General features: G+C 53.5%; 23 protein-coding genes. 22 read left to right on the top strand and 1 reads right to left on the bottom strand.

The genetic code is table 11. From position 1 onward, the window contains the following. Nucleotides 1-156 precede the first annotated feature (156 nt). Complete coding sequence (gene lysC / locus ACLD4K_RS12770) at nucleotides 157-1,506, top strand: lysine-sensitive aspartokinase 3 (protein WP_000136394.1); 1,350 nt, start codon at nucleotides 157-159, stop codon at nucleotides 1,504-1,506. Nucleotides 1,507-1,636: 130 nt separating this feature from the next. Here the strand turns inward: lysC and ACLD4K_RS12765 are convergent, their stop codons facing one another. Continuing rightward, nucleotides 1,637-1,984, bottom strand: coding sequence for a Mor transcription activator family protein (locus ACLD4K_RS12765; RefSeq protein ID WP_000615248.1), 348 nt, complete (start codon nucleotides 1,982-1,984; stop codon nucleotides 1,637-1,639). A gap of 576 nt (nucleotides 1,985-2,560) precedes the next feature. Here ACLD4K_RS12765 and ACLD4K_RS12760 point away from each other — a divergent pair. From ACLD4K_RS12760 to ACLD4K_RS12660, 21 genes are all read left to right on the top strand, one after another. After that, a complete protein-coding gene (locus tag ACLD4K_RS12760) occupies nucleotides 2,561-2,848 on the top strand; it encodes a putative holin (protein ID WP_001226439.1) in 288 nt (95 codons plus the stop codon). A gap of 2 nt (nucleotides 2,849-2,850) precedes the next feature. Beyond that, nucleotides 2,851-3,456: a lytic transglycosylase domain-containing protein gene (locus ACLD4K_RS12755; protein WP_023201674.1), complete on the top strand. Its 606-nt coding sequence runs from the start codon at nucleotides 2,851-2,853 to the stop codon at nucleotides 3,454-3,456. Nucleotides 3,457-3,468: 12 nt separating this feature from the next. Continuing rightward, entirely contained in the window at nucleotides 3,469-3,783 is a 315-nt protein-coding gene (locus ACLD4K_RS12750) for a hypothetical protein (protein WP_000777269.1), read from the top strand. Between the two features lie 158 nt (nucleotides 3,784-3,941). Then, nucleotides 3,942-4,397 carry a Gp37 family protein gene (locus ACLD4K_RS12745; protein ID WP_023201675.1) on the top strand — a complete coding sequence of 152 codons (456 nt, stop codon included), beginning with the start codon at nucleotides 3,942-3,944 and terminating at the stop codon, nucleotides 4,395-4,397. Next, complete coding sequence (locus ACLD4K_RS12740; protein WP_023201676.1) at nucleotides 4,394-4,591, top strand: hypothetical protein; 198 nt, start codon at nucleotides 4,394-4,396, stop codon at nucleotides 4,589-4,591. The genes ACLD4K_RS12745 and ACLD4K_RS12740 overlap by 4 nt, the downstream gene beginning before the upstream one ends. Then, nucleotides 4,581-6,008: a phage tail sheath subtilisin-like domain-containing protein gene (locus tag ACLD4K_RS12735; RefSeq protein ID WP_411011969.1), complete on the top strand. Its 1,428-nt coding sequence runs from the start codon at nucleotides 4,581-4,583 to the stop codon at nucleotides 6,006-6,008. Before ACLD4K_RS12740 ends, ACLD4K_RS12735 begins: the two co-directional genes overlap by 11 nt. Further along, nucleotides 6,008-6,532: a phage major tail tube protein gene (locus ACLD4K_RS12730; RefSeq protein ID WP_000907494.1), complete on the top strand. Its 525-nt coding sequence runs from the start codon at nucleotides 6,008-6,010 to the stop codon at nucleotides 6,530-6,532. Before ACLD4K_RS12735 ends, ACLD4K_RS12730 begins: the two co-directional genes overlap by 1 nt. Before the next feature lie 51 nt (nucleotides 6,533-6,583). Then, the gene (locus tag ACLD4K_RS12725) at nucleotides 6,584-6,901 is read left to right on the top strand and encodes a phage tail assembly protein (RefSeq protein WP_411011968.1); all 318 of its coding nucleotides are present in this window, start codon (nucleotides 6,584-6,586) and stop codon (nucleotides 6,899-6,901) included. Then, nucleotides 6,861-6,989 (top strand): GpE family phage tail protein, encoded by a 129-nt coding sequence (locus ACLD4K_RS12720; protein ID WP_001651222.1) that lies wholly within the window; start codon nucleotides 6,861-6,863, stop codon nucleotides 6,987-6,989. The genes ACLD4K_RS12725 and ACLD4K_RS12720 overlap by 41 nt, the downstream gene beginning before the upstream one ends. A gap of 96 nt (nucleotides 6,990-7,085) precedes the next feature. After that, the gene (locus tag ACLD4K_RS12715) at nucleotides 7,086-9,452 is read left to right on the top strand and encodes a phage tail tape measure protein (protein WP_411011967.1); all 2,367 of its coding nucleotides are present in this window, start codon (nucleotides 7,086-7,088) and stop codon (nucleotides 9,450-9,452) included. Beyond that, nucleotides 9,452-10,405, top strand: coding sequence for a phage tail protein (locus tag ACLD4K_RS12710; RefSeq protein WP_411011966.1), 954 nt, complete (start codon nucleotides 9,452-9,454; stop codon nucleotides 10,403-10,405). The genes ACLD4K_RS12715 and ACLD4K_RS12710 overlap by 1 nt, the downstream gene beginning before the upstream one ends. Then, nucleotides 10,405-10,614, top strand: a complete 210-nt coding sequence (locus tag ACLD4K_RS12705) for a tail protein X (RefSeq protein ID WP_023201681.1) — start codon at nucleotides 10,405-10,407, stop codon at nucleotides 10,612-10,614. The genes ACLD4K_RS12710 and ACLD4K_RS12705 overlap by 1 nt, the downstream gene beginning before the upstream one ends. Further along, nucleotides 10,602-11,645 (top strand): phage late control D family protein, encoded by a 1,044-nt coding sequence (locus ACLD4K_RS12700; protein WP_411011965.1) that lies wholly within the window; start codon nucleotides 10,602-10,604, stop codon nucleotides 11,643-11,645. The genes ACLD4K_RS12705 and ACLD4K_RS12700 overlap by 13 nt, the downstream gene beginning before the upstream one ends. Before the next feature lie 9 nt (nucleotides 11,646-11,654). Continuing rightward, nucleotides 11,655-12,377: a phage baseplate assembly protein V gene (locus ACLD4K_RS12695; RefSeq protein WP_183060007.1), complete on the top strand. Its 723-nt coding sequence runs from the start codon at nucleotides 11,655-11,657 to the stop codon at nucleotides 12,375-12,377. 98 nt (nucleotides 12,378-12,475) lie between these two features. After that, entirely contained in the window at nucleotides 12,476-12,835 is a 360-nt protein-coding gene (locus tag ACLD4K_RS12690; RefSeq protein WP_183060006.1) for a GPW/gp25 family protein, read from the top strand. Beyond that, on the top strand, nucleotides 12,826-13,941 hold the full coding sequence (locus tag ACLD4K_RS12685; RefSeq protein WP_411011964.1) for a baseplate J/gp47 family protein: 1,116 nt from the start codon (nucleotides 12,826-12,828) through the stop codon (nucleotides 13,939-13,941). The genes ACLD4K_RS12690 and ACLD4K_RS12685 overlap by 10 nt, the downstream gene beginning before the upstream one ends. Then, on the top strand, nucleotides 13,934-14,566 hold the full coding sequence (locus tag ACLD4K_RS12680) for a phage tail protein I (protein ID WP_411011963.1): 633 nt from the start codon (nucleotides 13,934-13,936) through the stop codon (nucleotides 14,564-14,566). The genes ACLD4K_RS12685 and ACLD4K_RS12680 overlap by 8 nt, the downstream gene beginning before the upstream one ends. 2 nt (nucleotides 14,567-14,568) lie before the next feature. Beyond that, nucleotides 14,569-16,176, top strand: coding sequence for a phage tail protein (locus tag ACLD4K_RS12675; RefSeq protein WP_411011962.1), 1,608 nt, complete (start codon nucleotides 14,569-14,571; stop codon nucleotides 16,174-16,176). A 6-nt stretch (nucleotides 16,177-16,182) separates the two neighbouring features. Next, on the top strand, nucleotides 16,183-16,797 hold the full coding sequence (locus tag ACLD4K_RS12670; RefSeq protein ID WP_411011961.1) for a DUF4376 domain-containing protein: 615 nt from the start codon (nucleotides 16,183-16,185) through the stop codon (nucleotides 16,795-16,797). Continuing rightward, on the top strand, nucleotides 16,794-17,249 hold the full coding sequence (locus tag ACLD4K_RS12665; protein WP_411011960.1) for a hypothetical protein: 456 nt from the start codon (nucleotides 16,794-16,796) through the stop codon (nucleotides 17,247-17,249). The genes ACLD4K_RS12670 and ACLD4K_RS12665 overlap by 4 nt, the downstream gene beginning before the upstream one ends. Nucleotides 17,250-17,662: 413 nt before the next feature. After that, entirely contained in the window at nucleotides 17,663-19,252 is a 1,590-nt protein-coding gene (locus ACLD4K_RS12660; RefSeq protein WP_000716847.1) for a PTS sugar transporter, read from the top strand. The last annotated feature ends 11 nt before the right edge of the window (nucleotides 19,253-19,263 follow it).

The raw sequence follows: 19,263 nt of genomic DNA, 5'->3' as shown, positions 1-19,263 counted from the left end.
CCTAAACTCAGCATAAAAAATCCGCATAATCCCAACGTTGACAGTCCAGGCCACAACTTTTATTTATAAATACGTTACTTGCATTTGCGCCTGCACCGGTTTCTGTTCTGCCCTTGTGCCATGGTCGCGTTTTTCATTTCCTGACACGAGGTTGATATGACAGAGATCGTTGTTTCCAAATTTGGCGGTACCAGCGTCGCCGATTTTGACGCCATGAACCGTAGCGCGGATATCGTACTTTCCGACGCCAATGTTCGTTTAGTCGTGCTTTCCGCGTCTGCCGGCATCACTAATCTGCTGGTGGCGCTGGCCGAAGGGATGGAGCCCGGCGAACGTTTCGCTACGCTCGACGCCATCCGTAAAATCCAGTTCGATATCCTTGATCGTCTGCGTCATCCGAATGTCATTCGCGAAGAGATTGAACGCCTGCTGGAAAACATCACTATTCTGGCGGAGGCGGCATCGCTGGCGACATCGGCAGCCCTGACCGATGAACTGGTCAGCCACGGCGAGCTGATGTCTACCCTGCTATTTGTTGAGATCCTGCGTGAACGCGACGTGCAGGCCCACTGGTTCGACGTGCGCAAAGTGATGCGTACCAGCGATCGCTTTGGTCGTGCGGAACCGGACGTCGCAGCGCTTGCGGAACTGGCCGCGCAGCAGTTGCTCCCGCGCCTGAGCGAAACTTTGGTCATTACTCAGGGCTTTATCGGCAGTGAAAGCAAAGGCCGCACCACGACGTTAGGCCGCGGCGGCAGCGACTATACGGCAGCATTGCTGGCTGAAGCGCTCCATGCCGCGCGGGTTGATATCTGGACAGATGTGCCCGGTATTTACACCACCGACCCGCGCGTAGTGCCCGTCGCGCAGCGAATTGATGAAATCGACTTTGAAGAAGCGGCGGAGATGGCAACCTTCGGCGCAAAAGTACTGCATCCAGCCACCTTACTCCCGGCCGTGCGTAGCGATATCCCGGTCTTCGTTGGATCCAGCAAAGATCCGCAAGCGGGCGGTACGCTGGTGTGCAATAAAACCCAAAACCCGCCGCTATTCCGCGCGCTGGCGCTGCGCCGCAATCAAACGCTATTGACGCTGCACAGCCTGAATATGCTGCACTCGCGAGGTTTCCTGGCAGAGGTGTTCGGCATTCTGGCGCGGCATAATATTTCGGTAGATCTGATTACCACTTCGGAGGTGAGCGTCGCGCTGACACTGGATACTACCGGCTCCACCTCCACGGGCGATACGTTACTGACACAATCCTTATTGATGGAGCTTTCCGCGCTGTGTCGGGTAGAAGTCGAAGAAGGACTGGCGCTGGTCGCGCTGATTGGCAACAACCTGTCAAAAGCCTGCGGCGTTGGTAAAGAAGTGTTTGGCGTCCTGGAACCGTTCAACATTCGCATGATTTGTTACGGCGCCTCCAGCCACAATCTGTGCTTCCTCGTGCCGGGAGACGATGCCGAGAAAGTGGTGCAAAAGCTACATCAGAACTTATTTGAATAATCGCCCTGACACGACAGCGGGTGAGCACTATCAGGCAATATGTTGCCGGATGGCGACGCAAGCGCCTTATCCGGCCTGTCGCAGCTCCCGGCGTATAGCGCTTGTCGCTATACGCCATACCCGATATCACTTACAGCATACGCCGCTGGTGCTGTTTTTCCGTGTGGACCCGCTTAACGATTTTATAGATCCACTGCAGTGTCAAATTGTACTTTTTGGCCAGCTCCGCATAATTACGCCCATCGCACTCGCTGTAAATCTGATAATCCCGTTCCGAGGCCCGGCCAGAGATACCTTTGGGGAAATAAATGCTTTGCCCGCCCCAGTTGCGCATCATTCTGTCAGCAATTGCCTGACCGGCATTTTCGGCTGACGCGCTATCAATATTCATGCTTTCAATAAGCACCTGCGACGCATGAAACGCCAGATCGTTAATAATCTCCGGAAGCCGAACCATTTCTTTTGATTTCTGAATCATATTTTATCTCCATATCCAGCACCATGCTCCCCGTGACGGCACCAAAAAGGGAAGCGTAAAAAACGGTGCAATAACTACCTATCAATATATTCAAAATATATATAAATATTTACTATCAACGGCATTTAATTATAAATTAAAAGAATGTATATATCGTTTTCAATTTATAATATGTATTTATTTTATAGGTGAAGTAAGCCTTCACTGATGTCATCATTTTACACAATACTGTATGCATATACAGTTTATTTTTTGCATTTTTTTCTGCGTTCGATCAAAAAGATCACTTTCATCACGATCGCGTGAATTTTTAAACTAACTTTAAAAATCAATAAGATAATTTTAATCAAAAATTATTATGACGCAGCAATACCGCCACCGTAGCCTGCCACAGACACATACTGACTCTCCGCAGGCAACCTCTATCCCCGGCCCCGAACCCTTTATTTATTCGTTTATTTGTTGGCATTTGACACCATGCGCTAAACATTTTTTAAAGTTATTTATTAAAGCCCTTTTCGTTCTTCCGCTATGGGGAAAAGCGATACTTCTCTCTCAATTATCAGGAGATAGAGTATGCGAAAAATTATTGTTCCCCGACTTTCCGGCTGGCTGATTGCCTCTGTCGTACTGTTTGCGCTTATCGGCTGGACATCATCAGCGCAAATTCCGGTAGTCATCTATAAACTCAGCCTTGTCTCGTTATCAGCGGTGCTGGGTTACTGGCTTGACCGCAGTCTTTTCCCCTGGGCGCGTCCCGACTCCTTCTGTCCGTGGGAAGAGTCACTGTGCTGCGCCGCGGCGATGATTCGTCGCGCGATCATCGTTGCGGCAATTTGCCTTGCCGTCGCGCTGGGGCTGTAACGATGCGTTATCAATACGTATGCCTGGTCTGCGCTATGTCTTTCTTGTCTGCCGACGCTGCCGAACCGCCGCGCACTTCTCTGCAATGGCGCAACGAAGTGATTCGTACCGCGCGCGAAATCTGGGGGCTTAACGCCCCCGTTGCTGATTTTGCCGGGCAACTACATCAGGAATCCGGCTGGGCGCCTGACGCGCTTTCTCCGGCTGGCGCGCAGGGTATGGCGCAATTTATGCCTGCGACGGCAAAATGGGTAAGCCAGATGTATCCGGCGCTTCGCGAGAACAAGCCGTTTAATCCCGCCTGGGCGATACGCGCGCTGGTGCAGTATGACTATCAACTCTGGAACGGCCTGGTCGCGAAGGATAGCTGCCAGCGAATGGCTTTCACTCTGAGCGCCTATAACGGCGGGCAAGGCTGGGTGAACAGAGATAAAAAGCTGGCCGCTGCAAAGGGGTTGGATGCGTCCATCTGGTTTGAACATGTAGAACGCGTTAACGCCGGGCGCAGCGCCGCGAACTGGCGCGAAAATCGTCATTATCCTGAAGCGATTTTATACCAACATGCTCCCCGTTATTTGCAATGGGGGCAGGCTAGCTGCATTCATTAATCAGAGGGAGTAATGAAACTCAGTATCGATTTTTGGGAAGTCATCTCCCTCTTACTTTCGTTTGTTGGACTCATGTTTGCTGCCGGTAAATTGCTGCTGGCGCAAATTGAAAAACGGCTGAATGAACGTTTTGAAGCACTGGAAGCTGCCCGGCGCGAATCAGAAATAGGTTGGTCCAGGCTGGAGAGAGAATTTCTGGAATTTCGCGCCGATTTACCGCTGCATTATGTCCGCCGCGAGGATTATCTTCGCGGCCAGGCCGTTCTGGAAGCAAAACTGGATGCGCTATATAGCAAAATAGAACTGATTCAACGAGGTAACCTTTAAATAAATCCCCGTCGTTTATACGCCGGGGATTTTTTATTTGTTTTAACTTTTTTCTCTAAAGCAGATTAAAAGACGCCTCGCGCCTGATACGCCAAAATATCTCCGAACTGTGACGGAGAGAGAATATCTCCTCTCCTGGCGAATTAAGGAAAGCGTATATGGAAACATTATCTGTTGTAAATGCCGTCGCGAATCGACTGCGTGAATTAAATCCCGATATGGATGTACTTATTTCATCGGCAGACCCGAAAGCGTATATCCCAAACGTACAGCAGATAACGGTATTAATCCACTACCGCGGATCGGTTTTTGCCGCATCAGAAAGTACTGATACCACCGTGCAAAAACAAACTCTGCGCATTTCCGCCGCCGTTATTGTTCCGCAAACAAGTGACGCGATAAACGCGCTGGATCGTATACGCAGTTCACTGGGCGGCATCACGCTCCCTGACTGCGATCGACCACTGTGGCTGAAGCGAGAAAAGTCTCTCGGCGAGAACGCCGGCTTCTGCCGCTACATTCTGAAAATGACCGCTCACGCCCTGTTTATCGCCGATCGGGAAAGCAAGGACTCTCCCCTGCTTACATCTGTTAATTATGAGGAAATTCAATGAAATATATCTACAGTGGCCCGGCAAGCGGCGTCACGCTCGCCGACGGTCAGGAAGTCTTACTGTGGCCCAATAGCGAAATCGAGCTACCGGAAGATAACGAGTGGGTAATCACCATGATTGCCCGCCGTCACCTGGCGCCAGTGGTTACGCAAGAAGTAGAAACTAATGAAGAGGAAATTGTCCATGGCAGCTAATTACCTGCACGGTGTAGAGACCATTGAGATCGAAACCGGCCCACGTCCGGTTAAGGCGGTGAAATCTGCGGTTATTGGTCTGATCGGCACCGCGCCATGCGGCCCGGTAAACCAGCCGACGCTGTGCCTTTCTGAAAGCGACGCGGCGCAATTTGGTCCAGGTCTGGCAAATTTCACCATCCCGCAGGCGCTGAAGGCGATCTACGATCACGGCGCGGGGACGGTCGTGGTGATTAACGTGCTGAATCCGACGGTACACAAAAGCGCCATTTCCAGTGAAGTCGTGAAGGTTGATGACAATGGTCAGATTCAACTCAAGCACGGGGCCGTGCAAACGATGAGCATTGGCCGCAGCACGAGCGCCGGAAACGCTTATCTCAAAGGCACCGATTACACCATTGATATGCTGACCGGTAAAATCACCTGTATGGGAACCAACCTGAAACCCGGCGTTCAGGCCTATGTGAATTATACTTACGCGGACCCCACCAAAGTGACCGCTGCCGATATTATTGGCGCGGTAAACACTGCGGGCGACCGTACCGGTATGAAGCTGTTGCAGGATACCTGGAACCTTTACGGTTTCTACCCAAAAATTCTGCTTGCGCCGATTTTCTGCACCCAGAAATCCGTCTCCACTGAACTTATCACTCAGGCGGAAAAGCTGGGGGCCATCGCCTACATCGATGCGCCAATCGGCACCACGTTCCAGCAAGCGCTGACAGGACGCGGCGCAAAAGGCGCGATCAACTTCAACACCAGCTCCGATCGCGTTCGTCTGTGCTATCCGCACGTTAAAGTGTACGACAGCGCGACGGACAGCGAAGTTCTGGAGCCGCTCTCCTCCCGCGCCGCAGGTCTGCGTGCCAAGGTGGACCTGGAAAAAGGCTTCTGGTGGAGCAACTCCAATCAGGAAATTCAGGGCATTACCGGCGTAGAGCGCTCACTGTCAGCGATGATCGACGATCCGCAAAGTGAGGTGAATCAACTGAATGAAAACGGCATCACCACCATCTTCAACAGCTATGGCTCCGGTTTGCGCCTGTGGGGCAACCGTACCGCCGCCTGGCCGACGGTTACCCATATGCGTAACTTTGAGAACGTGCGCCGTACTGGTGATGTGATTAACGAATCGATTCGTTATTTCAGCCAGCAGTATATGGATATGCCGATTAATCAGGCACTGATTGATGCGCTAACCGAATCGGTGAACACCTGGGGTCGTAAGCTGATTGCCGACGGCGCGCTGTTGGGTTTTGAATGCTGGTACGACCCGGCGCGTAACGAACAGACTGAACTGGCAGCCGGGCATCTGTTGCTGAGCTACAAATTCACCCCGCCGCCGCCGCTGGAACGTCTGACGTTTGAAACCGAAATTACCTCTGAATATTTAGTTTCTCTGGAGAGCAATCGCTAATGGCTGGAAAAATTCAAATTAACCGTATTACCAACGCCAATATTTATCTCGATGGTAATAATCTTTTAGGTCGCGCGAGTGAAATTAAACTGCCTGATATCAGCATGATTATGCAGGAGCATAAAGCGTTGGGGATGGTAGGTAAAATTGAGCTGCCTGCCGGCTTTGACAAACTGGAGGGCGAAATTAAATGGAACTCGTTTTACCACGACGTCATGCGTAAAACGGCAAACCCGTGGCAGGCGGTGGCATTGCAGTGCCGCTCCAGCATCGATTGTTATAACTCGCAGGGTAAAGCGGATCAGTTAGCGCTGGTGACGCATATGACCGTAATGTTTAAAAAGAACCCACTGGGAACGTTTAAACAGAATGAAAACCCGGAGTTTAGCAGCGCCTTCGGCTGCACTTATATTAAACAGGTGGTTGACGGTGAAACGCTTCTTGAACTGGATTATCTGGCGAATATTTTCCGCGTAAATGGCGCGGATCAATTAAATGCCTACCGCAATAATATTGGCGGTTAATTACTTCGGGGCTACGGCCCCGAATTTAACACGACGAATAAGGACTACACCATGAACGAAAAATATACCCTGCAGTTCCCGTTTACCTCCGCCGCCGGGGAACGTATCGACGTTCTGCAATTACGTCGCCTGAAGGTAAAAGATATGCGCGCCGCGCGCCGCGCCAGCGATAAACCGGAAGAGTGGGATGAGCCGCTGATGGCGGCGATGACCGGGCTGGTAACCGAAGATCTGGCGGAAATGGATCTGCTGGACTATCAGGCATTGCAGAAACGATTTCAGGCCATGTTTAGCATGGCTACAGAACCCACAGCAGTTGTGGCAGGCAATGGCGCTGCTGGCGAGGTGGTTTCGCTTTCCGCCCAGTGAAATTGACGCGCTGTCGGTTGACGATTTTACCTGCTGGCTGGATGAAGCCAGCGCGCAAATTAAACACGAATACGACTCGCAGACTTAATGCCTGCGGGTTTCCTGACCCAAGCCCGGTTCACTCCTTCCCTGTTCTTTTTCCGGCAAGCAGCCTGTTACCGGGCAACTTATACGAGACACTATTTTGGCCAACGACATTATTACTCAGCTTCAGGCGCGTAATGAGACGTTGACGCAGGCAATAGCCCGTTACGGCTCACTCAACGCCAGCACGCTATACACGCTCAGCTTTGAGCAAACAAAAATCACCCGGCTTACGCAACAGCTCGCTAACTTTGCCCTTCGCCGGGAAGAGAACGATAAACAGCGCGCCGGGTTGCTGGAAAAAACACAAACTTTCGCCGGGCAGTTCGGCAAGCTCCTGAACGTTGAGACTCCCGACTGGAAGCTGCCTTACGAATTTCAGGGCAACATGGTCGATATGGCGGCGAAAGGCGGCATGGATAACACCGCGCGGGACGCCCTGAGCCTGAATCTCCGCGACTGGAGTCTTGATTTCAATCAGGAGCAAAAAGATCTGCAAAGCGCCGCCGCCACGATGATCGAAGGCGGCGTCAGCGCATTGCAGGATCTTAGCCGCTACATGCCCGATATCGCCAAAGCCGCAACCGCCTCCCGCGACAGCGCGCAAAGCTGGGCGCAGGCGGCTCTGGCCACTCGCGACAAACTGAACATCGCCCCTGACGACTTCCGTTTTGCGCAAAATATGCTGTACAGCGTGGCAAAAAGCGGCGGCGGCTCCGTTGCAGAACAAACCCAGTGGATTAACGCCTTTGCCGGAAAAACCGACGCTCAGGGGAAAGAAGGCATTGCGGAACTGACCGCAACGATGCAAATCGCCATGAAAAACGCCCCTGACGCAGGCGCGGCGGCAGCGAATTTCGACCATTTCCTGAAATCCGCCTTCTCGAAAGAGACGGACAGTTGGTTTGCCCGCCATGGCGTGGATCTTCAGGGATCGCTGCTGGAGCATCAGCAAAACGGCATCGGCGTGACGGAAGCGATGGCCCACATCGTGCAGATGCAACTGGAGAAAATGAACCCGCAGATCCTCGACACCTTCAGGCAAACCATGAAGATTGAGGATCTTTCCGCGCGCGGCGACGCGCTACAGGCCATGGCGGAGAAATTTAACCTCGGCGCGATGTTCGGCGATGCGCAAACGCGGGATTTTCTCGCCCCGATGCTGGCGAATATGGACGAATATCGCCAGCTAAAAGCCTCCGCAATGCAGGCGGCGGGGCAAAATTTTATTGATGATGACTTCGCCGCGAAAATGACATCGCCCGGAGAGCAGACCAAAGCGCTACAGCTTTCACTTAACGATCTGTGGTTGACCGTCGGCCTGGAACTGATGCCCGCCATTGGCGAACTGGCGCAAAGCGTCACGCCGCTGGTGCGGCAGTTCAGCGCCTGGCTGCGGGAAAATCCGGCGCTGGTGCAAGGGGTCGCCAAAGTCGTTGGCGTTATCTGGCTGTTCAACGGGGCGCTGAATATTCTCAGGCTGGGAGCAAACCTCATTGCGTCACCGTTTATTCGCCTGATCGATATCTTCCTGAAGGTCAAAGCCGGTCTGGCGCTGGGCGGCGGCAGTCGCGCGTTGTCGGTTCTGAAATCGTTTGGCAACGGTGCGAAAAGCCTGACGATGCTGCTGGGAAACGGCCTGATAAAAGGGCTACGGCTGGTCGGCCAGACGTTTATCTGGCTGGGTCGGGCGCTGCTGATGAACCCTGTCGGCCTGACTATCACCGCTATCGCAGGCGCCGCCTATTTACTTTATCGCTACTGGGAACCGATTTCCGGTTTCTTTGCCGGAGTCTGGGAGCGCATCAAAACCGCCTTTGACGGAGGCATTGCCGGCGTCACGCGTTTGATTCTCGACTGGTCGCCGCTGGGGCTGTTTTACCGCGCCTTCGCCAGCGTACTGGACTGGTTTGGCATTGAACTCCCCGCCAGCTTCAGCGAATTTGGCGGCAATATTCTGGATAGCCTGATCAAGGGCATTCTGAATGCGCTTCCTTTCCTGAACGGGGCGATTGAGAAGATAAAATCGCTGATCCCCGACTGGGCGAAAAGCGCGCTGGGCATCAACGCTGAAATGCCGTCTGTCGCCGCCGCCGTCCCCGGTATTGCCGGAACAATGGTCGCGCAACAGGCCAGCGCGCCGCTGGCATCGGGAGCGAAAGCGGTGACAACGCCGCTGGCGTCCACGGCCAAAACGATGGCCTCGCCGCAGCCTATGAAGACGAAAAGCGCCGCCACGCCGCCGACGCCAGCCGCGCTTCCCGGCAAATCCGGCGGGAAACCTTATACGCTGCCCTCCCGCGCGCAAAGCAACGTGCAGGTACACTTTTCCCCGCAGGTTACCGTGCAGGGAAGCGGCGCGAATGCCGCCAAAGATATCAACAACGTGCTGTCGCTGAGTAAACGCGAGCTGGAGAGAATAATTAACGATGTCATGGCGCAACAACGGCGCCGGGAGTACGCATAATGTATGCCGTATTAGGCGAAATAGAATTTGACGTCGTCGCTTACTGGGACGAATTTGAAAGCACGATGGGCGTGGATTATACCAGCCATGCCCGTATTGAAGGGAAACCGGGCGTGCAATTTATCGGCGATAAGCTGGACAAAATCACCCTGAAATTCAACTTTCATAGTCAGTATTGCCAGCCGACCACCGAGCTGAACCGTCTGCGGGAAGCGATGACCGCGCACCAGGCGATGGCGCTGGTGTTCGGCAATGGTGATTATCGCGGCTGGTTCGTGATTACCGATCTGACCGCTACCCACCAGCACACCGATCCTTACGGTAACGTCATTGCCCAGGGCGGCAGTCTGTCGCTACAGGAGTACACCGGCGATCCGAAGAGCCCGTTACTGCCTCCGGCCATCACCACCCAGGAACCGAACATTGACGAGATGTTGGATGAGCTTCCCGACGTTAGCGATTCCTGGTTCGATGAACTGATGAGCGCCGTCGAAGAGGGTATGCGTGAAGCCAAAGAGATGATGGATGAGGTGGCTGACGCCATTGATGACATCAAAAAAACGATCGCCCAGGCGAAAGAGCTGGTGAAGGAAGCCAAAGCGCTGAAAGAAAAATGTGGCGATATCGTCGATTCGCTGAAAAAAACCATGAGTTCGATAGACGCGCTGTTCCAGCAGCCGCTGGATTTGCAAACGCTGGCCGGGCTGCCGAAAGCGCTGGCGGCGAAAATGCAGGAACTGATCGACAGCCTGCCGGGGATCCGCGAATGCGCGCGCGACGCTGGCACGCTTATCGAACACGCCGAATCGCTGTTTGACACTATCACCAGCAGCATCGCGGAAGCGGCTTACGACAGCGCCGCGACGCTGGTCAATCAGGCGCGCGGCACGCTGCAAACAAGCGCCCCTGACGTGAGCCAGCTTGCCGCCGCCGATATTACGAGGAGTCTGTAATGCGCTACCTTGAACATATCACCACCGACGGCGAACGCTGGGATAATCTCGCCTGGCGCTATTACGGCGATGCGCTGGCCTACGAACGCATCATCGCGGCCAATCCGCACGTCGCTATTATGCCGGTTTTGCCGTCAGGCGTGCGGCTGGTCATCCCGGTTGTCAGCGTCACGCAAACGACCCCGGAGCTACCGCCATGGCTGAGATAACGGTATCCGGCGGGGTGTTCGCCACCCTGACGCCCATTTTTACCCTTTGGTACGGACATAAAGAGATCACTTACGACATCGTGCCTTACGTCACCAGCATCAGTTACAGCGACAGCATTAAAAACGAGTCGGATGTTATTGCCATTGCGCTGGAAGATAGCGCCGGGCGCTGGGTAAACGAATGGTATCCGGGAAAAGGCGACACGCTGGCGCTGCGCCTGGGCTACCAGGGCGAAGATCTGCTCGATTGCGGAACCTATATCATTGATAAAATTGATATCAGCGCGCCGCCTTCGACGGTCAATATCGACGGTATCGCCACCTCGGTCAGCAAAGCGCTACGCACCAAAAACAGCCAGGGCTTTGAGGAGACTACGCTTTACGCCATCGCCAGTCGCATCGCGCAAAAACACGGTTTAACGCTGGTGGGCAAGATTGCGCCGCTGACGATTGATCGGGTCACGCAATATGCCGAAACCGACGTGGCGTTTCTCAAACGGCTGGCGAGTGAATATGGCTATACCGTGAAAGTGACGGCGACGGAGCTTATCTTTTCGCATCTGCCGACGCTACGCTGTCTGGCGCCGGTGAAGACGCTCAGGCGGACGGATATTTCGCACTACACGTTCAAAGATACCATCAACCGGATCTACAAAAACGCCACCGTGCAGCATCAAAATAGCAAGCAAAAAGAACTGGTTATCTACACCCATGACAGCCAGAAAAAAGCCCCGGCGCGCGGTGCGGCGACCAGCGCCGATACCCTGAAGATTAACAGTCGCGCTCCGGATACCGGCGCGGCGCAGGCTAAAGCCAATGCCGCGCTGGACAGCCACAACGAATACCAGCAAACCGGCACGCTCAGCATGATGGGCTGCCCGCAGTTGACGGCGGGCAACAAGATAGAACTGAGCGATTTTGGCGTGCTTTCCGGGCAATGGCTGATTGATAAATCCATGCACAAACTCACGCGCAGCGGCGGCTACACTACCGAAATCGACATTTCACGCGGACCGGCAACCAGCCAGTAAGGAGACAATATGAAAGGCGTTACCCGCCAGACAGGCATTATCAGCGATATTGATGAGGCGGTCGTGCGCGTCAGAGTCACTCTACCGGAGTGCGATAACCTGCGCAGTAACTGGCTTGCGGTGCTGCAACGCAACACGCAGGACAACAAAGATTACTGGCTACCGGATATTGGCGAACAGGTGGAAGTTTTGCTCGACGACAACGGCGAGGATGGCGTGGTGCTGGGCGCAGTCTACTCCAGCGTGGATACCGCGCCGCTGGCCTCGCGCGACAAGCGCTACGTGCAGTTTTCCGACGGCGCGGCCTTTGAATATGACCGTGCGTTACACCAGCTCACCGTCAACGGCGGCATAGAAAAAATCGTCATTGAAGTGAAGGAACGTACGCAGCTTACTTCACCGCAAGTAGAGGTCAGGGCGCAGCACGTCACGGTGATATCAGAAACCGTAGACGTGGCGGCCACCTCCGTGGGCGTCAAGGCGGTAAATGTCAACGTGGAAGCGCCCCATACGGGTATTAAAGCGCTGAATGTCACCGTCGATGCGCCGCTCAGCACCTTTACCGGCGACGTTACCGTGATGAAAAAACTCACCTGGCTTGGCGGTATGGCAGGTAGCGGCGGCGTCGGAAACAGCGCGGTTATCACGGGCAACGTGAATGTCCTCGGCAACGTTAACGCCAGCGGCACGCTGATGGACGGCGGCGGCAACTCCAACCATCACTCTCACTAACCCAACCCCGCCGTCACGGCGGGTTTTCTTTGTGTAATCAATTCGTTTCCTAAAGCGCTTTAATATCGTTCCCCCCGCCAGGAGGCGAAAATAGCCTCATGAACACGAAAACACGACCCTCGACCCTGCACTGGCAACCTGCCTTGCAACGTCCTGAAGAATACGTCTGCGGGCTGGATGATATTCATCAGGCAATACACATCCTTCTGCGCACGCCGCGCGGCAGCGATCCCCACAGGCCGCTTTTTGGCAGCAATCTGTGGCGCTATATCGATTACCCGATCGAGCGGGCTATTCCGCACGTTGTTCGGGAGTCGGTGGAAGCGATTCGCATGTGGGAACCCCGCTGCTGGTTGCTGAAGGTGACGCCGACGATTGACGGCGAACACCTGACGTTACGCGTGCAATGGCGTGCCGCAGACGGCGTAATCAACTCAACGGAGGTGTTATGGCGATAGCCGAACCCGACTTTATTGACCGCGACCCCGCGCAAATCACCAGCGAGATGATTGCGCAATATGAAGAAGCCAGCGGTAAAAAACTCTACCCGGCGCAGGCTGAGCGGCTGCTCATTGACCTGTTTGCTTATCGTGAAAACCTTGTCCGTATCGGCATTCAGGAGGCGGCGAAGCAAAACCTGGTCGCGTATTCCCGCGCGCCGATGCTGGATTATTTAGGCGAGCTGGTTGGCGTTCACCGTCTGCCCGCTCAGGCGGCGAAAACCACGCTGCAGTTTTCTGTTACTCAAGCGGCTAAAAGTAACCTGTTGATTCCACAGGGTACTCGCGCCAGCGCGTCGGATAGCGTGATGTTCGCCACCGACGAAGATGTTCTGTTGCCTGCGGGCAGCCTGAGCGTTGCGGTAACTGCAACCTGTGTAGCAACCGGTGAATCCGGCAACAACTGGCAGCCTGCACAAATTAGCGCGCTGGTGGATCGGGTAGGCAATTACGATCTCAGCGTCACCAATCTGACGGCCTCAAGTGGCGGCTGCGGCGAAGAGAACGACAACGCGCTACGTAAACGCATCCAGCTAGCGCCGGAAAGTTTCAGCAACGCGGGCAGCTATGGCGCCTATCGCTTCCATACGCTCTCGGTCAGCCAGTCGATTATCGACGTGGCGGTGCTGGGGCCGGATGAAGGGCTGGCGGAAGGCTGCGTGGAACTCTATCCGCTGACCCTGAACGGTCTGCCGGGGCCGGAACTTCTCGCCCGGATCGAACGGGAGGTGAGCAAAGAGAACAAGCGCCCGCTAACCGATAAGGTCAGCGCGAAGCGCGCGCCGCGCGTGACTTATCAGATCTGCGCCCGGCTAACACTGTTTAACACCGCTGACCAGGAGACAACGCTTGCCACCGCGCGTGAAGCGATTAATACATGGACGCGCTCGCGCCAGACCCGACTGGGCCAGGACATTGTGCCAAACCAGATAATTAAAGTATTGCAGGTCGATGGCGTGTACGACGTGGCGCTGGATATGCCCGCAAAAAAAGTATTGCAGGCGCACGAATGGGCGGAATGTACGGCTATTGACGTGACGATTGCCGGAGTCAGCGATGGATAAATTGCTTCTGCCGCCGCCGCTGGCCAGCGACGAACGTTTTTCGATTCTGGCGAATATTGCCGCCGAACGCTTTGCGCAAATCGACCTGACGGCGTTGCTGGTCTATCTGGTGGATATCGTTGATGCCTCGGCACTGCCCTCGTTGGCCGAACAATTTCATGTACAGGGGCTCGAAGGCTGGCTATTTTCCGCCAATGAACAGGAGAAACGAGAGTTAATTAAACAGGCGATTGAACTGCATAAATATAAAGGAACTCCCTGGGCCGTTCGCCGTGTACTGGAAATATTATCCTTACCCGGCACGATTTCAGAATGGTTTGAGTATGGCGGTAAGGCTTATTTCTTCAAGGTTGAAATTGAGCTCATCAACCAGGGCATGAATGAAAATCTTTTTAATAATCTGGTCGTTCTTATTCATGAGTATAAGAACGTGCGCTCAAAGCTGGAAGCGTTAATTGTCTGGATAATTAACCAAAGCGCTATTCCTGTTATCGGCAGCGCGCTTTACGGTGGAGAAATAACGACCGTCTTACCCTTCCAGGTTCTGGAAGTTCAACAAACTAAACCGATCTATTTCGGTACAGGGCAATGGAGCCTTGAAATTACATCTATTTACCCGGAGTAATTATGGATAATGAGTTTTATACCCTCCTGACCGACAGGGGAATGGCGAAAATCGCCAGCGCCCTTGCGGATAAGAAACAGATACATCTGCAAAAGATGGCGGTTGGCGACGGCGGCGGACAGTATTATGAACCGACCACCAGCCAGACCACTTTACGCCACGAAGTCTGGCGCGGCGATATGAATACGCTAACCGTTGCGCCGAACAATCCCAACTGGCTGATTGCCGAACTGGTGCTGCCGGAAGAGGTTGGCGGCTGGTACGTGCGTGAAGTGGGCGTATTCGATGCCGACGGTGAACTGATCGCCATCGGCAAATTCCCGGAATCCTACAAACCGCTGCTGCCGGGCGGCTGCGGCAAGCAGGTCTGCATTCGCCTGATTATGGAAGTCTCCAACACCACGGCGGTCACGCTGACTGTCGATCCGAGCATTGTGCTGGCGACGCGCGATTACGTGGATGCCCGGCTGGACGAGCATGAACATTCGACAAATCACCCGGATGCGACATTAACGCAGAAAGGGTTTACGCAGCTCAGTAATGCCACCGACAGCGATGACGAAACCAAAGCGGCCACGCCAAAGGCGGTGAAAGCGGCGATGGCGGAAGCGCGTAATCATACCCATACCTGGAACCAGATCACTGGCGTCCCGGACGGCACTCTGACGCAAAAGGGGATCGTTCAGCTTAACAGTGCGACGGACAGCACCAGCACAACAGAAGCGGCAACGCCGAGCGCGGTCAAGGCGGCGATGGATAAGGCGAATGCGGCAGCTCCAGCCAGCCATACTCACGCCTGGAACCAGATTACCGGCGTCCCGGACGGTACGCTGACGCAAAAAGGGATCGTGAAGCTTAATAACGCGACGGACAGCATCAGTACGACGGAGGCGGCAACACCGAGCGCGGTAAAGGCGGCGATGGATAAGGCGAGTGCGGCGGCCCCGGCGAACCATACTCATACGCAGTTTTTTACCACAAATGGGACATTTACGGTTCCAGATGGAGTGACGACTCTATTTGTCGAAGTAATGGGCGGTGGCGGCGGTGGGACCGGCGGAAGTAATAGTTTTAAAACTTACTCATACACAGCTATGGGGGGGGCATGTGGTGAAATAAAAATTGGTTATAAATCTGTTCATCCTGGTGAACAACTTCCTGTAAATGTTGGCATCGGCGGATTCGGTGGGCAAAGATTTAGTGAAACAAAAACTGGCAGTGTAATACAGTTCAGGGGAGGTGACCCTGGAGGGGATGGTGGTTCATCATCTTTTATGGATATTATTGCTTCTGGCGGTACTGGCAATAGTTATACCTCGTCAGGAGGTGGGGGCAAAGGTTCCTATTCGGCTCTTGGTGGAGGGAATATATATGATGTTTACTTAGGTCTAAATGGTGAAAGCTCATCTCTTGGCTGTGGTGGTAGATCTGGAACATTCTCTAAAAACAATGACGGTAAGGTAATAATAACAGCGCCAACGAATGCAACTGGTTATGGTTCAGGCGGTGCAGGAGGAAACTCCAGTAATGAATATCTTAGCGAGTATGAGACTGTTGCATATACTGATGGCACAAAAGGCTCCTCCGGTTTCGTGAAAATTTCATGGTAAATTAAAATGGCAAAATACGCATATTATGATCCACAATCATTTATTGTCCTGGACTGGATGGATACAGAACTCTACAATTATCCAGAAAGAAAATATTTGATTGAAGTTACTGAACAACAATGGCAAGAATACGCAAACACGAATAATCGTACCTGGGTTAATAGTGAAACATTATCATTTGTCACTGCTCCACCACCAGGTAACTTTTATAAGCTGGAAAAAGGCGAATGGGTATTTGATGAAACTCAGATGCGTATGGTTCTTAGCGATATAAAAGCAGCCAAAATTCAGCAAATCAAAACCCGGCGCGACACCGTTACCGCCGACTATATCGTCATCGACGGCAACCACTTCCATAGCGATGCTAACAGCCGTATTCAGCAAATGTCACTCACCAGAATGGGTCAGGCAAAGCAGATTCCGGCAGGGTTAATGTGGCAGACCAAAAATAACGGTTTGATTGAACTGACCAACGACATCGCCGCGCAGTTTGAAACCGTCACTATGGATCACGATATGCGCCTGTTTGCCAACGCGCAGCGGCATATTGCGGCGGTAGAGGCGCTGGAGGATATCGAGGCTGTGCTCGACTACGACTATTCATCAGGCTGGCAGCCATGAATCAAACCACCGTCTGGCTCGCCTGCTATAAGGGGCGATCGGCGTATCGCGGCATCGCCAGGTTTGCCGACTGGCTCACGCGCAAAGTCACGCGCGGTATCTACTCTCACTGTGAACTGGCGGTAGAACACGGCGGTAATGAATACCTCTGCTACTCCGCGTCGTTTCGCGATCGCGGCGTGCGGGGAAAGATAATACTGTTACCGGACGATAAGTGGGATAAGCTACCGTTAAAGGCCACGTTGCCGGAAGTGGAGGCCTTTTTCCGCAAACACAACGGCAAACGCTATGACTGGCAGGGCGCGCTCGGTATCGCGCTGTATAACCGGGAGCGCAAAGATAAACTGTTTTGCAGCGAGTTTTGCGCTGAATTTCTCGGACTAAACGATAGCTGGCGCTACTCCCCCAGCCACCTTTATGCCTTAGCCAGTAGCTGGCAATACGATTGTTGAATCTCTCGCCGGGTATAAAGCCCGGCGTATCGCCGCTTTAAGTGAGTATACCCGGTAGCGTAAGCGCCATCGGGCGATACGTTGCCGGATGGCGACGCAGGCGCGTCATCCAGCGGTTCCGCGCCAGGCGCTGCTGGCGGAATACTGCTCAGGAATCTGTACACCCTACTCGTCCCATCAACATGGGCAACTTTCCCCTATTTATGCACTCCCCATTTTGAACCCCGTCACAAAACAACACAAAACAACACAAAGCAAAAACATAAATTAATCATTATATTTTAATGAGTTACATTTAAAAATTGATATCTTTTGGTATAAGCCCACTTTTCTATTGTTGCTTTATTTTGTTTTAGTTGGAATTATGATTGCACTACAACACAGATAACCCCCTTACCCTATTTGAGGCCGCTATGAAAAAAATTGCGATTATTGGAAGCAGTGGAGGCAACCTCTACAACCTGGGTGGCGCCGAGCCAGAGAAGTTACTCCAGGAGATTTATCAGCAGTGTGAGGCTGCGGGCGTAAATGTGGCCGCCGTACAGTTTATCGCGGCAGAAGCCTCGATGGACGTCGCCAAACCGGATACCCCGGCATCGGTTTATGCATTAACCACAGAAAACCAACAAAAACCACAGCGCATATTTCAGGGCAAACTTTCGGAGGTAAACACCTCGGTAGTAGAAAGCGATCGCCAAATCGCTGAGATGATCCGCTGCGGTGAGATCGATGGGATCGTGGTAATGAGCGCCGATCCGGTAAAGGCGAACCAGGCCGTTTTTGCCGCCGCCGTTGAGATGAAAACACCGATTGTCGGCACCGGGGGAACCTCCATGGCGCTGGTGGCGGCAAAGGGGGCGAATGTGGTCGCGACCTCGGGAACAACCGGCACCACCAGCCGTACCCGCGCCGTCTCCTTCGTGGCGTCACTGTGTAAACATTGGGGAATCAAGTACAAACCACAGTTGGGTAGCGCTTCACCCTCGCAGAGCGGTTCCGGAAAAAGCCTGCTCAAACGTTTTAACATTCGTAGCATCATGATCCCTGCGCTACCAGGCTTTATCGCCATGGCGATTGTACTCGCCCTGAGCCATATACCAGGACTGGAAAAACTTAACGATATCTTTGAAATCTTATTAAAAGGCCTGCCGGTGTTAGTCGCGGTACTGGCGGCAAAACAGATTTCCGAACTGGATGAAGTTTCAATTGTGGCCGGGGTCGTCGCTGGCGTGCTTTCCGTAGAGGGCGGACTGATCGGCGGCATTATCGGCGGTGTAATGGCGGGGATTTTCGTCCGTTGGCTGTTCGAGCTGTGCCTGAACTGGCGCTTCCCAATGACTACCGTCAACATCGTCGCCGGTGGGATATCGGGCCTTGCCGCTGGGTTAATCATGCACTATCTGCTGAGTCCGCTGGCGCTATCTGCGGGTAATTACATCAAACTGGCTATCGAAAGCACGCTGGCATTCAGCCCAATTCTTGCCGGGCTGCTGGCTGGTCTGGTTATCTGGCCTGCCATTCTCGGCGGCGTCTATCACGCGGTGATCCTGCCGTTGGTGCTGCTGGAGATGGAAAAATCCGGCGTCAGCTTCCTCGGCGCGGTCGATATGGTCGGTCTGGTGATGGTGGCCGCAGGTATTAACCTTGCCAATGTGATCGCCCCGCGTGAAAAAAGCGAAGCTGCCGTCGCTACGCCGGGCCTGCTCATTAACCTGGGTTTTGGCACCTTTGTTGAATCCGCCTATCCCTTCATGTTCGCCAACAAAATTGTTTTTGGCTCCGCCATTTTTTGGGCCGGGATGGGCGGCATGATGCTGGGCTTTTTTAACGTCAAAGGCGTGGCCTATGTTCCGGCTTTCGCCTCACCGTTCTTATCCAGCAATGCGCTCCAGATGGCCATCGTAATGATTGCCACAATGGCGATGACCTGCCTTACCACCATTATTGCTAACCGTTTCAAACCTGTCGTACAGAGCGAATCAACAACGACAGCCGTTAATTAATGCACCAACAC

The sequence above is a fragment of the Salmonella sp. 741265055_HSA genome (assembly GCF_046569525.1).
In the GTDB taxonomy this organism is placed as follows: domain Bacteria; phylum Pseudomonadota; class Gammaproteobacteria; order Enterobacterales; family Enterobacteriaceae; genus Salmonella; species Salmonella enterica.
This window is presented reverse-complemented; position numbering and strand designations above follow the sequence as displayed.

Excerpts from the sequence above, each read along its gene's own strand:
- lysC (WP_000136394.1), top strand. The coding sequence starts at position 157 with ATGACAGAGATCGTTGTTTCCAAATTTGGCGGTACCAGCGTCGCCGAT.
- ACLD4K_RS12765 (WP_000615248.1), bottom strand. The coding sequence starts at position 1,984 with ATGATTCAGAAATCAAAAGAAATGGTTCGGCTTCCGGAGATTATTAAC.
- ACLD4K_RS12760 (WP_001226439.1), top strand. The coding sequence starts at position 2,561 with ATGCGAAAAATTATTGTTCCCCGACTTTCCGGCTGGCTGATTGCCTCT.
- ACLD4K_RS12755 (WP_023201674.1), top strand. The coding sequence starts at position 2,851 with ATGCGTTATCAATACGTATGCCTGGTCTGCGCTATGTCTTTCTTGTCT.
- ACLD4K_RS12750 (WP_000777269.1), top strand. The coding sequence starts at position 3,469 with ATGAAACTCAGTATCGATTTTTGGGAAGTCATCTCCCTCTTACTTTCG.
- ACLD4K_RS12745 (WP_023201675.1), top strand. The coding sequence starts at position 3,942 with ATGGAAACATTATCTGTTGTAAATGCCGTCGCGAATCGACTGCGTGAA.
- ACLD4K_RS12740 (WP_023201676.1), top strand. The coding sequence starts at position 4,394 with ATGAAATATATCTACAGTGGCCCGGCAAGCGGCGTCACGCTCGCCGAC.
- ACLD4K_RS12735 (WP_411011969.1), top strand. The coding sequence starts at position 4,581 with ATGGCAGCTAATTACCTGCACGGTGTAGAGACCATTGAGATCGAAACC.
- ACLD4K_RS12730 (WP_000907494.1), top strand. The coding sequence starts at position 6,008 with ATGGCTGGAAAAATTCAAATTAACCGTATTACCAACGCCAATATTTAT.
- ACLD4K_RS12725 (WP_411011968.1), top strand. The coding sequence starts at position 6,584 with ATGAACGAAAAATATACCCTGCAGTTCCCGTTTACCTCCGCCGCCGGG.
- ACLD4K_RS12720 (WP_001651222.1), top strand. The coding sequence starts at position 6,861 with ATGGCGCTGCTGGCGAGGTGGTTTCGCTTTCCGCCCAGTGAAATTGAC.
- ACLD4K_RS12710 (WP_411011966.1), top strand. The coding sequence starts at position 9,452 with ATGTATGCCGTATTAGGCGAAATAGAATTTGACGTCGTCGCTTACTGG.
- ACLD4K_RS12705 (WP_023201681.1), top strand. The coding sequence starts at position 10,405 with ATGCGCTACCTTGAACATATCACCACCGACGGCGAACGCTGGGATAAT.
- ACLD4K_RS12700 (WP_411011965.1), top strand. The coding sequence starts at position 10,602 with ATGGCTGAGATAACGGTATCCGGCGGGGTGTTCGCCACCCTGACGCCC.
- ACLD4K_RS12695 (WP_183060007.1), top strand. The coding sequence starts at position 11,655 with ATGAAAGGCGTTACCCGCCAGACAGGCATTATCAGCGATATTGATGAG.
- ACLD4K_RS12690 (WP_183060006.1), top strand. The coding sequence starts at position 12,476 with ATGAACACGAAAACACGACCCTCGACCCTGCACTGGCAACCTGCCTTG.
- ACLD4K_RS12685 (WP_411011964.1), top strand. The coding sequence starts at position 12,826 with ATGGCGATAGCCGAACCCGACTTTATTGACCGCGACCCCGCGCAAATC.
- ACLD4K_RS12680 (WP_411011963.1), top strand. The coding sequence starts at position 13,934 with ATGGATAAATTGCTTCTGCCGCCGCCGCTGGCCAGCGACGAACGTTTT.
- ACLD4K_RS12675 (WP_411011962.1), top strand. The coding sequence starts at position 14,569 with ATGGATAATGAGTTTTATACCCTCCTGACCGACAGGGGAATGGCGAAA.
- ACLD4K_RS12670 (WP_411011961.1), top strand. The coding sequence starts at position 16,183 with ATGGCAAAATACGCATATTATGATCCACAATCATTTATTGTCCTGGAC.
- ACLD4K_RS12665 (WP_411011960.1), top strand. The coding sequence starts at position 16,794 with ATGAATCAAACCACCGTCTGGCTCGCCTGCTATAAGGGGCGATCGGCG.
- ACLD4K_RS12660 (WP_000716847.1), top strand. The coding sequence starts at position 17,663 with ATGAAAAAAATTGCGATTATTGGAAGCAGTGGAGGCAACCTCTACAAC.